The sequence below is a fragment of the Aquisalimonas sp. genome (assembly GCF_007120195.1).
Lineage (GTDB): Bacteria > Pseudomonadota > Gammaproteobacteria > Nitrococcales > Aquisalimonadaceae > Aquisalimonas.
Genome location: NZ_SKOG01000119.1, coordinates 1 through 14,201, shown reverse-complemented (window position 1 = coordinate 14,201; position 14,201 = coordinate 1). Strand labels below are relative to the sequence as shown.

Below are 14,201 nucleotides of genomic sequence, written 5' to 3'. Positions count from 1 at the left end.
TACCTTATGTTCGGTATATTGGCGGAAAGTCAGTGCAGAGAGGACCAATGGCTCAAAAAACCCGCCCCAAGCCCCGCAAGCGCGCCACCAACGTATCGCTTCGTGAGGACTTGTTGGCAGAGGCGCGAGAACTTGGGGTGAACGTGTCGACGGCGGCAGAAATCGGGCTTGCACGGGCGATCGCGACCGAGCGCGAAGCGCGTTGGCTGCGCGAGAACCGGCAGGCGATCGAAAGCGCCAACGCCTATGTGGAGCGGCATGGATTGCCGCTCGGGCACTACCGTCAGTTCTGATGGGCCACTTCGGCGTTCATGCCAATCCGGATGAACGCGGCTATCTGCTCGATCTGCAGGCAAACCTCTTGGCGGATTACAACACGCGCGTCGTCGTTCCGCTGATGCCTCTCGATCATTCGCCCACGCCGGCTGCAGGCTGAACCCAGTTTTTCGTCTGGGACCTCAAGAATTTGCCATGCTGACTCAGTTCCTTTCGGCCGTGCCCGGCTCGGCCTTGGGCAAGCCAGTCGCCACTCTTGAAGACCGTCATACGGAAATCGTCGGCGCGTTAGACTTCTTGTTGCAAGACTTCTGAACAGGTTGGACCGGCCACCTCTGGCCGTACGTCGGCGCGTACGAGGCGTCGGGAATCCCCCGCCCTGCGGATCGCGGCAACCGCGCCGGGTATGGTGGGGCTTCGCCGGATCGTGGTCCGGGTTCCGTTGCCGGGTGAGGATTGATGCCGGTTGCTGCCGCATTGCCGATGTAGTGATGAAGGCCACCGTAGTCCCGCGGCGCACGATATTGAAAGTCGGGCAGCCTCCTGCATACCGAAACAGCGATGAACCAGCCTGCATGGAATCAGGATGAATTCAGGCTCCCCCACGTTCCGCTCGCGCCTGCAAAGCGGCGTGAATAGGAAGGCTTCACGAGGGGTTGCGCCCGGGAGCGTGAAACAGTATAGTTCTGCGCACTTAAAGGACCCGTAGCGAGGCAACAGAAAGACACGATGGACGATCCTTGTAGTCGATGTTGGAATTCCGGGGATATCCGCCTGAGCGGACCACGCCCGGCCGTCCTGCCCGCCTGAAGTCCTCGCCGCACCCGCGGCGCTTCTTCCAGGCCGGCACGGCCTGGTTCTCCTCAGAAAAGAAATATCAGCAACCGATTGCGGCAGCGCAAGCGCGGCTTTATCCCACGCGTCATCTGCGTTCGTCTGCGAGGAAATGCGGTTTTTTGACCGGCTGATGGGGTGCTTTTCTCTGAAAACACTGTTTCGGTATTTTCAGAGAAAGGCAGTGCGCGTCGGCCATGAGAAAATGTGTTTAATGGGAGCAACAATTCAGCAGCCTGGCCGTCTACTTCATGATCGCCGCCTGGCTGCTGCCGGTCAGCCTGTGAAACCATACACCCGGTCCGGGCGTGGAACGCCCGGACCACTGCCGGGAGGATGCACCATGACGGAAATCAACCGCGCCAACCTGGAATCCACGCTGCCCCGTGTCATGGCCCGTGAACTTGCAACGCTACCGGCCCAATCCTGCGTTGAAACGATCCGTGCCCTGCCCCGCTGGCGCGCCGCAGTCGTGTTCCTGGAAAGTCGGCCGGCGGACCGCTGCCGCCTGCTCGGCGCACTGGAGCAAGACGACCGCCAACGGCTGCTGGACTCGGTGTCGGACCAGGTGATCCGGGAAGTCCTGGCGCATGCCGATCCGGCGCTGGCCGCGGGACTGCTGGACGCCGTGGGTACCGACCGGCGCATTCGCCTTGAGCGAGGCCGCCGGCCCGCAGCCTAGATGGCTCCCCAGGCAGCCGACCGGCTCTCTGCGGCTTCCTGACATTCGCTATCAGACGGAGGTCACCATGGCCCGAAACCACGGCAACATCATCACCACGTGCGCGGGCACCGTCGCGCTGCTTGCCGCAACAGGTACCGCGCAGACCCAGGGCGAGTTCAGCGTTGGCGTGTTCAGCGACTACATCGACAACGGCGAGTAGCGCTCCGGCAACAACGCGGTGGTTCAAGGCGTGTTTGAACACGGTCATCACAGCGGGCTGTTCGTGGGTACGGCAGTCTCCAACCTGAGCAATGACAGCGCCGATGAATTCCACGGCTCCGAGATCATTCCGTATGTTGGCTACGGGTTGAGCGCCGGGCCGGCAAACCTGGAACTGGCCTACGAGTACATCGCCACCCCAGACACCTCCGGGGCACGCTATGAGGGCGAGACCATTCTCGGTGCCAGTATCGGGCGAGTGGACGCCGAGGTCGGCTATATCACCAACGCCCATGACCGTGATGCCGAAGGCAGTGTGGTTTACGCCATCGGCACCGGCTACGAGTTCATGCCTGGCACCAGCCTCGATGGCACCATCGGCTACGACGATCCGGACGACGAGAGCGGCGCGGCGTTCTGAGAAGTGGGCCTGACCCGCTCGGTGCAGCAGGGCGACATCTCCCTGACCTACGCCTCGCGGGATGAGAGCGATGCTCAAAACCTTTTCGTGGCGGGCTTCAGCACGAGCTTCTGATTCCACCCCGGCCGTGTAGGCCGCGGCGCGGGTGCGCTGTTACGGGCCTTCTGCGTCACAGCGCCGTAACGGGTCGCTGGCACCCTTCGCGGCTGGATGGCGATGACCCCGCCGCGAGAGGTGCCTCAATGGATCTGCTCAATCCTTTTCCTGGCGCTCACCCCGTGCATTGACCTCGTCCATCAGGCCTTCCATCGATTCATGCGCTCGCTTCATGCAACGGAACGCCACGTGGTCGGTTACGCGGCGATCTGGCGCCGTAGCGCCGGCCTCTCCCCTCTCACGCCCCACCGCCACAGCCACTCCACCGGGCCCATGTGGAAACGGCGAAGCCATGCCGGCGCCACGATCAGCAGAACCGCCCAGACGGCGAGTACGATCAAGAACTGGAGGATGCGGTCGGCCTGCCCGAACAGGCCCAGCCCGTGACCGTAGAACACGGCGACGCAGAGCACGCTGGTGAGGAGATAACAGCTCAGGGCGGTCTGGCCGACGGCGCGCAGCCGCCCCAGCAGCGGCGCCCAAAGACCGCGTTTGAGCGCCATCAGCACGCCACAAACCCAGGCCAGGGTGACCAGGGGCGCGCCGATGTGGTTGAACATGGCACCGAGATACAGTGAGGTCTTCATCTCCCAGCCTGTCGCCTGGTTGAAGACCACGCCCGCAATGACAATCGGCGGCCCGACAGCGGCGCCGAGCAGGCCCGTGCGGGCGTAGCGGCGCACCGACCAGGCGCCGGTGAGCAGCCCGCTTTTCAGCGCCGCCATCCCGGCGAGCATCAACCCGAGCACCCGCCAGCCCTCCTCCATCGGCAGGACCAGTAAATGCATGGTGGCTGCATCCGGGACGCGCTGGGCCATCTGACCAAGCCAGCCGCTGCGGTAGGCCTCCTGCTGCGCTGCGATGGCTTCGGCCGAAGGCTGCCAGTACGCCGCGACCGTGGCGTCGTACTCCGGTCCCGGCATGGCGTAGAGAAGCCCTGTCATCCCCAGCGCGACGACAAGGGGCACGGTGTAGAAGAGCGCGGCGAAGACCAGCAGGCGTCGGATCGACGCGTTGCGGAAGGCGAAGGCGATCATGCCGATCGCCGCATAGATGAACAGGATGTCCCCGTACCAGATGCCGTAGGCGTGGATCAGCCCGATCAGCGCCAAAATCCCCATCCGTCGCCTGTGCTGACGCCATGGCACTGCTCCGGCCGCCTCTGCCCGTTCCGCCATGACAACGATTCCCGCCCCGAAAAGCCCTGCGAAGAGCGCGAGGAATTTGGAGTCGAAAGCAATGTGGGACAGTGCCCACAGCCAAAAATCCACGCCTTCGAAGGTCCCTCCTAGCGTCGGGTTGATATAGGCTTGGCTGATCATCGAGAAGGCCTGGATGTTCATGACCAGAATGCCGAGTATCGCAAAGCCTCTAAGGACATCGAGACTGTCGATTCGATCGGTGCCTTGTCGTGATGCTGGCATGGGGGCAGCTCCAAGGTAGCGCGGTCTCACTCCTGCCGATCGACAAGCTAAAGATTGAGTGTAGCCAAGGACCTTTCGATCCGATGTGACCAGCAGGACCTGCAGCGCGCAAGCGAGGCTGACGAACTCACAGTCGTACGCCAAGCAGGTGACTCGCCGACGGATGCCATAACCTGAGCCGTATCCACCTCATACTCGCGCCCCTGCACAAGCAGCTGCGCCTGGCGGCGCTCGACCAGGCGGCGCGCGCGAGCGCTACGCATATGAGGTATCTCGCGTAAAGCTCGCTGGAGAAGGTCTATCCCCGCATGCGCAGGGCAACCGGTGCCATGCCCCCCAGGAGATGTTGCGCCGCATGGGACCCGCCGGAGATGCTCAACGCCACCTATCGGCTGGACCACACCATGGTGTCGATCCACCGCCTGCCGTCGCGGTAACATCAGGCGATTAAGTTCGAGCCCTTGACGTGGAGCTGAGTGGCAGCGAGACGGAGCCCTATGCGGCCCCGTCTCTCCTGCGGACATGCACCGTAGCGAACAGATGGTCTCTTTAATGCCGCCGCCGCGCTATGGTCGGGGGGCCACGCCGCGGGTGCTTCCGCATGAGGGGATCTATGGCGGGCGCTAGTCCGCATAATGGCCTTATGCCAACGTCCGGCTCGATGGGCCGTACCCTGAGCGATGGTCGATGTATGCAAATGGTTTCTCCCTGGAGCGTTTTCAGCGCCTCAAGGTAGCGGTAGCAATCCGCCTGCGCCTGTTACCTGCCCAGGTCATAGCCGTCGTGCTCGCAGAACTTTTCGTAGGTCGACATCGCCTGCTCCCCTGTCTTGGTAGGTGACAGGACCAGGCTGTGACTCTGGCGTGATTCGAAGAGGGAACCCGCTTCCTTGCGGTTTCCTAGCCTCTTGATTCGAATGGTCGGGGTGGCAGGATTTGAACCTGCGACCACCTGCACCCCATGCAGGTGCGCTACCAGGCTGCGCTACACCCCGAGAACGGATCGCAATGTTACACAAAAGCGTCGGGGTGGCCAAGCCTTGCGGATGTGACTACCGCTTGAGGGCCTGCGCGATCGCCTCCAGCTCCAACCTCACCTGGTGGATCACCTGCTGGCTCTGGTTGAGATCTTCCTTGGCATCATCGCCGGAGAGCCGCTGGCGCGCCCCGCCGATGGTGAAGCCTTCCTCGTAGAGGAGGGAGCGGATCTGTCGGATCAGAATGACGTCCTGACGCTGGTAATAGCGCCGATTTCCGCGGCGCTTCACCGGCTTGACCTGCGGAAACTCTTGCTCCCAGTAGCGGAGCACGTGGGGTTTGACGGCGCACAATTCGCTCACCTCACCGATGGTGAAGTAGCGCTTCGCCGGGATCGGCGGCAGTTCGTGGTTATTCGCCGGTTCCAGCATAGGCTTCCACTCGTGACTTGAGTTTCTGACCCGGCCGGAAAGTCACCACGCGCCGGGCAGAGATCGGAATCTCGTCGCCGGTCTTGGGGTTGCGTCCTGGCCGCTCGCTCTTATCGCGCAGGTCAAAGTTACCGAATCCAGACAGCTTCACTGCAGTGCCCTCTTCGAGGCACATACGGATTTCCTCGAAAAAGCACTCGACCAGCTCTTTCGCTTCGCGCTTGTTCAGCCCCAGCTCTTCGAACAGACGTTCAGCCATGTCGGCTTTGGTCAATGCCATGCGATCACCCTCTCAACTCTGCGTCAAGCTCGCTGCGCAGTTGGTCGACCACACGAGCCAGCAGCGCGTCCACATCGGTATCTGTAAGCGTGCGCGATAAATCCTGCAAAATCAAGCCTATACCCACACTTTTCGAGCCTTCCGGCACACCCTTGCCCTGGTAGATGTCAAAAAGCACAATATCCCGAAGCAACTCGCCCGCCGCAGCGCGTACGCAATCGCTCAGCGAGGCCGCGGAAATGGACGCGTCAACCACGATGGCCAGATCCCGCCGAATGGAGGGGAAGCGTGAGAGTGGCTGGAACGCCGGCAGGATCGCCTGCTGCATGGCTTCCAGGCGCAGCTCGAAGACAAACGCCGCCCCGTCGAGTTCCAGCGCCTCATGCAACGCCGGGTGGATGGCGCCCAGCCAACCCACAGCCTCTCCGTCGAGTTCGATGCGCGCAGCCTGCCCCGGATGCAACGCCGGGTGACGATCCGCCACAAAACCCACGGCCTCAGTGCGACCGGTCAAGGCGAACAGCGCCTCCACATCACCCTTGAGGTCGAAGAAATCCATGGGCCGGACCGGTTCCGCCCATTGCTCCGGCTGCGCCGGCCCCATGGCGATTGCCGAGAGCACCGGTTCCTGATGCAGGTCATCCAGTCGTCCGCGGAAGCGCAATCCGGTCTCGAACAGCCGCAGGCGCACATGCTGGCGGTGCCGGTTGTGCACCGCCGCTTTTACGAGCCCTGGCCACAATGAAGTCCGCATCACCGCCATGTCGGCCGAGATGGGGTTAGCGAGCGGCACGGGGGCGTGCTGCGGATCCAGCAGCTCCTGCAGCCGCGGTTCCACAAAGCTGAAGGTCACGGCCTCCTGATAGCCGCGGTCAACCAACACATGGCGCAGACGCGCGAGCGGCAGCACCCGCTCAGAGCGCGACTGAATCGTGACCGGCGTCGCTGGCCGGGTCTCCGGGATGCGCTCGTAACCGTAGACCCGCGCCAGCTCCTCGATGAGATCGGCCTCGATGCCGATATCAAACCGGTACGCCGGCACCGTAACCTGCCACTGCTCGCCCTCGGCGACGACCGTCATACCCAGCCGCTCGAGGATATCGGCGACCTGCTCCGGCGGCATGTCCATGCCGAGCAGCTGGCGGATGCGCCCCGCCCGCAGCAGGATTTCCCGGGCCGGCGGAATATGCGCGGGATCAGCCTGTTCGATCACCGGCCCGGGATCGCCGCCGGCGATGGCGCACAGCAGTGTGGTCGCCCGCTCCACGGCCGGGACCTGCCCGTGCGGGTCGACGCCGCGCTCGAAGCGATGGGAGGAGTCGGTCTGCAAGCCGTACTGCCGGGCGCGCCCGGCAAGCGCCTCTGGGGCGAAGAACGCGCTCTCGAAGAGGATGTCGACGGTGCCATCAGTAACCGCCGAGTCGGCCCCGCCCATGATGCCGGCCATTGCAAGCGGGCCACGGTGATCGGCAATCACCAGCGTCCCCTCGCGCAGTTCGACGACCTCTTCGCCAATCAGCTTGAGCCGTTCCCCGGCCACCGCCTGCCGCACGACGATACCGCCGTTGATCCGCGCCAGGTCGAAGGCATGCATGGGCTGGCCCAACTCCACCATGACGTAGTTGGTGACATCGACCACGGGTCCGAGGCTGCGCACACCGGCCCGGCGCAGGCGCTCCTGCAACCACAGGGGTGTCGCCGCGGTGACGTCCACGCCGCGAACCACCCGCCCGACATAGCGCGGGCAGGCTTGCGCGTCCTGAAGCGCGATAGGCACTGTGGTGTCGACCGCCGCAGGTACGGGGTCTGCATCCCGGGCGATGAGGTCGCCGCCGGTGAGCGCCGAGACCTCGCGGGCAACACCGTTCATGCCCAGGCAGTCGCCGCGATTCGGGGTAAGATCCACCTCGATGACGGCGTCATCGAGCTGCAACCACTCCCGCAGGTCACGGCCGAGGGGTGCATCGCCGGGCAGCTCCATGAGCCCGGCGGCGTCCTCGCTCAACCCGAGCTCCCGGGCGGAACAGAGCATCCCGCAGGATTCCACACCGCGGAGCTTTGCCTGCGTGATGCGCACCCCCCCGGGAAGCTCACCGCCAACCCGTGCCAACGGCGCCTTGAGGCCGGCCCGCGCATTGGGCGCCCCACAGACGATCTGCACGGACTCGCCGCTGCCATCATCCACCCGGCACACGGACAACTTGCCGGCATCCGGGTGCGGCTCGCAGCCCAGAATCTCCGCCACCACCACTCCGCGAAACGGCGGCGCGGCGCGCTCAATGCCGTCGACTTCGAGCCCCGCCATGGTCAGCCGGTGCGCCAGGGTCTGGGTGTCCAGGTCCAGGGGCAGCCACTCGCGTAACCAGGATTCGCTGATTTTCATCCAGACTCCTTGGGACCTGTTAACGCTTCTGCAATCACCCTACGACCAGGGATGCGCCAACAACGCCCTAGCTCAATCGCACATTCCGCGCGCCACCGATGCCCCGGAGCGCGCTAGCGAAACTGCCGCAGGAAGCGCAGATCGTTCTCAAAGAACATGCGCAGGTCGTTGACCCCGTAGCGGAGCATGGCCAGCCGCTCGACGCCCATGCCGAACGCCCAGCCGCTGTAGCGCTCGGCGTCAATGCCACAGTATTCGAACACCTTGGGGTGGACCATGCCCGAGCCCAGCACCTCAAGCCAGCCGCTGCCGCCGCAAACGCGGCAACCGCCGCCGCCGCAATGCACACAGCGAACGTCCACTTCAGCGGATGGCTCCGTGAACGGGAAGTACGATGGCCGGAAGCGAACTTCGAGCCGTTGCTCAAAGAAGGCCTCGAGAAAGTCGTGTAACGCGCCCTTGAGATCCGCGAAGCTAATGCCCCGATCCACCAGCAACCCCTCGACCTGGTGAAACATGGGCGAGTGGGTCAGGTCGGAGTCGCAGCGGTACACGCGCCCCGGGGCGATAATCCGCGCGGGCGCCCCTTCGTTTTCCATCACGCGGATCTGCACCGGCGAGGTATGGGTGCGCAGCAGCCGCGTGGCATCAAAGTAGAAGGTGTCGTGCATGGCCCGGGCGGGATGGTGCTCCGGGATGTTGAGGGCCTCGAAGTTGTGGTAGTCGTCTTCGATTTCCGGGCCTTCCACGACCCGAAAGCCCATGCTGGCGAACAATGCCTCGATGCGGTCCAGGGTCCGGGTCACCGGGTGCAGGCCGCCGGTTTCCTGGCCGCGCCCGGGCAGGGTGACGTCCACCGCCTCGCGCGCCAGCTGCGTCTCAAGGCCGGCCGTCTCCAGCTCGCGGCGGCGGGCGTCCAGCGCGGACTGGACTTCTTCCTTGGCCGCATTGATCGCCTGCCCCGCCGCCGGGCGATCCGCGGCCGGAAGCCGCCCGAGCTGCTTGAGTTGCCCTGTGAGCTGCCCTTTCTTGCCCAGGTAGGCCACGCGCACGGCATCGAGCTCCTGGCGCGTGCCCGCATCCCGAATGGCGGCGACGGCGTGCTGCACCAGCGTGTTGAGTTCCTCGAATCGTTGCGCGCTCATGGTCTTCCGCCGTCACGGCAGCGGCTCGGCACGCGAGCCACGGCACCATCACAAAAAAAGGGAAAGGTCTGGCCCACCTTTCCCTTCCTCCTCGGCTCCCGAATGGGGGCGGGATCCGGAGACGAGCCCGATCAGCCGTTCAGCGCGGCTTTGGCCCGCTCGGCCACGGCCGAGAAACCGCTCTTGTCGAACACGGCCATATCCGCAAGGACCTTGCGGTCCAGCTCGATGTCGGCCTTGTTCAGGCCGTCAATCAGGCGGCTGTAGGACAGCCCGTTGATGCGCGCGGCCGCGTTGATGCGCGTGATCCATAGGGCTCGGAACTGACGCTTGCGCTGGCGACGATCGCGGTATTGGTACTGGCCAGCCTTGATCACGGCCTGGTTGGCGACCCGCCAGCTGCGGCTACGGGCACCGTAATAGCCCTTGGCGCGGGCAAGCACCTTATTGTGCTTGGCGCGGGCGGTCACGCCCCGTTTTACTCGTGCCATTGTTCACACTCCCCGATGGACGATCAGCTGTACGGCAGAAGACGCCGCACGCCGGCGTGATCCTGCGGTGCGACCAAAGTAAATCCGCGCAGATTGCGTTTCCGCTTCTGCGCCTTCTTGGTCAAAATATGGTTGGCAAACGCCTTCTTGCGCTTGAACCGGCCCGTGGCCGTCCTCGCAAAGCGCTTCGCGGCGCCGCGGTTGGTCTTCATCTTTGGCATTGCCAGTCTCCAGTCAAAAAACAGCAGGCCAGCCCATTGGCTGGCCATGCGGTATTCCACCACTTGATGAATCAGCTCTTCTTGCGCGGAGCGAGCATCATGACCATGGTGCGCCCTTCCATCTTCGGGCGCTGCTCCACGGTGGCGATGTCTTCGAGGTCCGCCTCGACCCGCTCAAGGAGCTTCAGCCCCAGTTCCTGGTGGGCCATCTCGCGGCCGCGGAAGCGAAGCGTCACCTTGCCGCGGTCGCCGTCCTCCAGAAAACGCCGCAGATTTCTAACCTTCACGGAGTAGTCGCCCTCGTCAGTGCCGGGGCGGAACTTGATCTCCTTGAGCTGAACCTGCTTCTGCTTTTTCTTGGCGGCCTGCTGCTTCTTGCTCGTCTCGAACTTGTGTTTGCCGTAATCCATGATTCGGCAAACTGCCGTTTCCGGATGCGGCACCATCTCGACAAGGTCCAGACCGGCCTGTTCCGCCCGCTCGAGCGCCTCTTCGAGAGAGACAATCCCGGCCTGTTCGCCGTCCTGGTCGATCAGACGGACCTGCTCCGTACGAATCTTGTCATTGATGGGTTTTTCATCAACCGGTGCAGACCGCTTCCGCTTGTTCTTCAGAGCGATGCCTTATTCCTCCGCTGTACGACGAATACGCCGCGCCACTTCCGCTTCGAGCATATCGATCGCGGCCTCGAGCTTCATCGAGCCAAGATCCTCACCCGAGCGGGTCCGCACGGCAACAGAACCGGATTCCAGTTCACGGTCCCCGATGACGAGCATGTAGGGAACCTTCTGCAATGTGTGCTCGCGGATTTTAAAGCCGATCTTCTCGTTTCTCAAGTCGGCAGAGGCTCGAAATCCCCGAGTGCGAAGGGTTTTTTCCACCTCGCGGGCAAAATCCGCCTGACGATCAGTGATATTGAGCACCACCGCCTGTTCCGGAGCCAGCCACAGCGGCAGCGCTCCGGCGTGCTCCTCGATCAGGATACCGATGAAGCGCTCGAACGAACCGAGGATCGCCCGATGCAGCATCACGGGTTCGCGCCGGCTGCCGTCCTCGGCCACATAATGGGCGCCCAGGCGTCCGGGCAGCGCGAAGTCGACCTGGATGGTACCGCACTGCCAGACGCGGCCGAGGCAGTCCTTCAGCGAGAACTCGACCTTGGGGCCATAGAACGCGCCCTCGCCCGGCTGCAGCGTGTAGTCGAGCTCGGCATTCGCAAGCGCGGTCTCCAGCGCGGCTTCGGCCTTGTCCCAGACCGCATCGGCGCCCACGCGCTTCGGCGGGCGCGTCGACAGCGCAATGAGGATATCATCGAAGCCCAGCTCCCGATACGCACGGAAGACCATGTCGATGAAGGCGGCCACTTCCGACTGCACCTGCTCCTCGGTGCAGAAGATATGGGCATCGTCCTGGACGAAGTGGCGTACGCGCATCAGCCCATGCAAGGTCCCGGAGGGCTCGTTGCGGTGGCAGGAGCCGAACTCGGCCATGCGCAGGGGCAGATCCCGGTAGCTCTTCAGCCCTTGATTGAAGATCTGCACATGGCACGGGCAGTTCATGGGCTTCACGGCGTAAGTCCGGTTCTCGGATTCGGTGTAGAACATGTCGTCACCGAACTTCTCCCAGTGGCCGGATTTCTCCCACAGGCTGCGATCGACGAGCTGCGGTGTGCGCACCTCCTGGTAGTCGTGCTCGCGCAGCAGGTTGCGAATATAGTCCTCGAGCACGCGATAGATGCGCCAGCCCTTGTCGTGCCAGAACACCATGCCCGGCGCCTCTTCCTGCACATGGAAGAGATCCTGGGCCTTGGCAATGCGCCGGTGATCGCGCCGCTGGGCTTCCTCAAGCCGCTTGAGATAGGCCTTCAACGCCTTGCGGTCGCCCCAGGCGGTCCCGTAGATGCGCTGGAGCATCTCGTTGGAGGCATCCGCGCGCCAGTAGGCACCCGCCAGCTTGGTTAGCTTGAACGCCTTGCAAAAGCGCGTGTTGGGCACGTGCGGACCCAGGCACATGTCGACGTATTCCTGGTGGTAGTACAGGGCCATGCGCTCGACATCGGGCATGTCCTCAACCAGCTGGGCCTTGTAGTCCTCGCCGCGCTCCCGGAAGATGCGCAGGACCTCGTCGCGCGGCGTGACCTCCTTGATCACGTCGTATTCCTGGTCGATCAGCTCGGCCATCCGCTGCTCGATCTTCTCCAGATCGTCCGGGCCGAAGCCGGCGTCGTAGCGGATGTCGTAATAGAAGCCGTCCTGGACGACGGGCCCGATCGCCATCTGTGCTTCGGGATAGAGCTGTTTCACCGCCTGGCCGAGCATGTGGGCGCAGGAATGGCGGATGATGTCAAGGCCCTCGGCGTCCTTCGGGGTGATGACCTGAAGCTCGGCATCGTCACGGATGAGATCACAGGCATCGCACAGCTCGCCGTTGACTCGCCCGGCCAGGGTGGCCTTGGCCAGCCCGCTGCCGATATCGGCGGCAACCCGGGAAATGGTGACCGGTTCGTGGTACTCGCGGCGACTGCCGTCCGGAAGGGTGATGACTGGCATCGCTGATGTCCTGACAGTGGTGACCCATACGAGAGGCCACGTGTATTCGCGTGCGCTGGCGTGGAGTAAGCCACCGGGCATGCCCGACGCCAGCCTCCTGATGGGGCCGGGAGTATACCCGCCGGGGCCGAACGATCAAAGGGAGCCACCGTGCTCCATTACTCGTTCGACGCGGTTGCGGCCGAGGCGTTTCGCCCGATACACGCCCGCGTCCGCTCGGGCGAGCAACGATGCGGGCTCGACATTCGGGCCGGTGGCCGTCGCGCAGCCGATGCTCATCGTGACGATGGGGCACCCCGCCTCGCGTGTCTGCGGGATGGCTGCCGCTTCCACCGCCGCGCGGATGCGCTCCGCCACCAGTGCGGCTGCATCCGCATCGGCAAGGGGCAGAATGATGGCGAACTCCTCGCCACCATACCGGCAGATCAGGTCTTCCGCTCGCGTGACGCTGCCTTGCAAGAGTGCCGCGATCCGTCGCAGCGTGTCGTCGCCCGCAGGATGACCGAAGGTGTCGTTGAGCAGCTTGAAGTTGTCGACATCGAGCATCAGCAGTGACAACGAAGTCCGCGCGCGTCGCGCACGCGTGCTCTCCCGTTGCAGGCTGGCATCGAACATGCGCCGGTTGCCGAGCCCGGTGAGGGGATCGCGCGCCGCCTGCTCTTTCAGCGACGAGAGTTCGCGCGCGCGCTCGGCGATGTCCTGGAACACGGCGACGACCCCGTGCTCGACACCCCGCAGCGGCGCCACCGTGAGCGACACCGGCAAGCTGGTGCCATTGCGCCGGCGCAGCTCATGGCGGTCACTGCGGTACGTGCCCCCGGTGCGCAACACCTCCCAGCCGGGGATTTGGCTGGGCTGGCCTTTCACGCCCCCGGAGTCCCAGAACAGCGCGTTGGCCTTCGCACCAGTAATCTCGTCCGGCCGGTAACCCAGGAGCTCGCTTGCGGCTTGATTTACATAGCGAACGCGCCCGGAACCGTCGAGCACATAAACGCCCTCACCCATGCTCTCGGTGATGGCATTGATCTGCTCCCTCAAGGCACGCGCGCCCCGCCTGGAGCGCACCATCATCAGGCCCACATGGCCCAAAGCGCCGACCAAAAGAAACACCAGCGCCGCTGAAGCGGCAAGCTGGCGGCGCCACGCAATGATGGGGGCCGCATCACTCTCGGCGGCGGTATAACCGAGGGGCTCACCGCCAATACCCACCACTGGCGCCATGACCACCGCCACATGGCGGCCGTAGGCGTCGCGCACCAGGGCGGTCACCGGTTCGTTGCTGGGCAAACCTTCGGCCAGCGCCCGGCGCAGCGTCGTCGACTGTTCCAGCCAGTGCGGCAGGCGCGACCCAAGACTGCCTCTCTGGACAGGCTCGAGGAGCTCGGGATGGAGTGCGGTCGGCCGAAGGAACTGAGCGCGCGTTCCGGTACTCAGCGCCTCGGGAACGGCATCGGCGCGCAGAAGCACGTGATACAGCAATGCGTCGCCACCGATCCGCCGCAGCAGTGTCACTAGATCGCCGGGTTGCAGCACGGCCTCCACGGCACCCACCGGCTGCCGATCATTCCATACGGGTAGAATGCGGCGATAGGCAAGACCGGTGCTGGTCACCTCAAATCCTTGAGTCCCCATCCGCGTCTCCATCGCTCGCGGAATGTTCGCGCGGTCACTGGCACTGTCAGTTTGCGACTGCCGCAAGCGCGCGTCGAAGTGAACGATGGACGCACCAT

General features: G+C 64.1%; 14 protein-coding genes, 1 tRNA gene and 1 pseudogene. 5 read left to right on the top strand and 11 right to left on the bottom strand.

Translation table 11 applies throughout. From position 1 onward, the window contains the following. Positions 1-47: 47 nt before the first annotated feature. The 5 genes and pseudogenes from QZT63_RS09050 to QZT63_RS09025 all read left to right on the top strand — a co-directional run bounded on the left by QZT63_RS09050 (position 48) and on the right by QZT63_RS09025 (position 2,414). Positions 48-293, top strand: a complete 246-nt coding sequence (locus QZT63_RS09050; protein ID WP_290650482.1) for a type II toxin-antitoxin system CcdA family antitoxin — start codon at positions 48-50, stop codon at positions 291-293. Next, a pseudogene (locus QZT63_RS20055) lies at positions 293-591 on the top strand (CcdB family protein). Before QZT63_RS09050 ends, QZT63_RS20055 begins: the two are co-directional and overlap by 1 nt. Before the next feature lie 862 nt (positions 592-1,453). Beyond that, on the top strand, positions 1,454-1,792 hold the full coding sequence (locus tag QZT63_RS09035; RefSeq protein ID WP_290650477.1) for a hypothetical protein: 339 nt from the start codon (positions 1,454-1,456) through the stop codon (positions 1,790-1,792). Between the two features lie 67 nt (positions 1,793-1,859). Beyond that, a complete protein-coding gene (locus tag QZT63_RS09030; protein ID WP_290650475.1) occupies positions 1,860-1,994 on the top strand; it encodes a hypothetical protein in 135 nt (44 codons plus the stop codon). A 30-nt stretch (positions 1,995-2,024) separates the two neighbouring features. Then, positions 2,025-2,414 carry a hypothetical protein gene (locus QZT63_RS09025; RefSeq protein WP_366636516.1) on the top strand — a complete coding sequence of 130 codons (390 nt, stop codon included), beginning with the start codon at positions 2,025-2,027 and terminating at the stop codon, positions 2,412-2,414. A 353-nt stretch (positions 2,415-2,767) separates the two neighbouring features. Here QZT63_RS09025 and QZT63_RS09020 read toward each other — a convergent pair whose 3' ends face one another. From QZT63_RS09020 to QZT63_RS08970, 11 genes are all read right to left on the bottom strand, one after another. Beyond that, positions 2,768-3,994 carry a DUF418 domain-containing protein gene (locus QZT63_RS09020; protein ID WP_290650474.1) on the bottom strand — a complete coding sequence of 409 codons (1,227 nt, stop codon included), beginning with the start codon at positions 3,992-3,994 and terminating at the stop codon, positions 2,768-2,770. 917 nt (positions 3,995-4,911) lie between these two features. Then, a tRNA-Pro gene (locus tag QZT63_RS09015) sits at positions 4,912-4,988 on the bottom strand. A gap of 57 nt (positions 4,989-5,045) precedes the next feature. Continuing rightward, positions 5,046-5,402, bottom strand: coding sequence for a MerR family transcriptional regulator (locus QZT63_RS09010; protein WP_290650472.1), 357 nt, complete (start codon positions 5,400-5,402; stop codon positions 5,046-5,048). Continuing rightward, a complete protein-coding gene (ihfA, locus tag QZT63_RS09005; RefSeq protein ID WP_290650470.1) occupies positions 5,383-5,682 on the bottom strand; it encodes an integration host factor subunit alpha in 300 nt (99 codons plus the stop codon). The genes QZT63_RS09010 and ihfA overlap by 20 nt, the downstream gene beginning before the upstream one ends. Before the next feature lie 4 nt (positions 5,683-5,686). Beyond that, positions 5,687-8,065: a phenylalanine--tRNA ligase subunit beta gene (gene pheT / locus QZT63_RS09000; RefSeq protein WP_290650468.1), complete on the bottom strand. Its 2,379-nt coding sequence runs from the start codon at positions 8,063-8,065 to the stop codon at positions 5,687-5,689. Positions 8,066-8,178: 113 nt separating this feature from the next. Next, entirely contained in the window at positions 8,179-9,210 is a 1,032-nt protein-coding gene (pheS, locus tag QZT63_RS08995; protein WP_290650466.1) for a phenylalanine--tRNA ligase subunit alpha, read from the bottom strand. 131 nt (positions 9,211-9,341) lie between these two features. Continuing rightward, positions 9,342-9,701 (bottom strand): 50S ribosomal protein L20, encoded by a 360-nt coding sequence (gene rplT / locus QZT63_RS08990; RefSeq protein ID WP_290650464.1) that lies wholly within the window; start codon positions 9,699-9,701, stop codon positions 9,342-9,344. A 23-nt stretch (positions 9,702-9,724) separates the two neighbouring features. After that, entirely contained in the window at positions 9,725-9,922 is a 198-nt protein-coding gene (rpmI, locus tag QZT63_RS08985) for a 50S ribosomal protein L35 (protein ID WP_290650534.1), read from the bottom strand. A gap of 71 nt (positions 9,923-9,993) precedes the next feature. Further along, complete coding sequence (gene infC, locus QZT63_RS08980) at positions 9,994-10,536, bottom strand: translation initiation factor IF-3 (RefSeq protein WP_290650533.1); 543 nt, start codon at positions 10,534-10,536, stop codon at positions 9,994-9,996. Positions 10,537-10,545: 9 nt separating this feature from the next. Then, on the bottom strand, positions 10,546-12,471 hold the full coding sequence (thrS, locus tag QZT63_RS08975) for a threonine--tRNA ligase (RefSeq protein WP_290650463.1): 1,926 nt from the start codon (positions 12,469-12,471) through the stop codon (positions 10,546-10,548). 135 nt (positions 12,472-12,606) lie between these two features. Continuing rightward, the coding region (locus tag QZT63_RS08970; protein WP_290650461.1) for a sensor domain-containing diguanylate cyclase at positions 12,607-14,201 on the bottom strand (1,595 nt) is incomplete at its 5' end.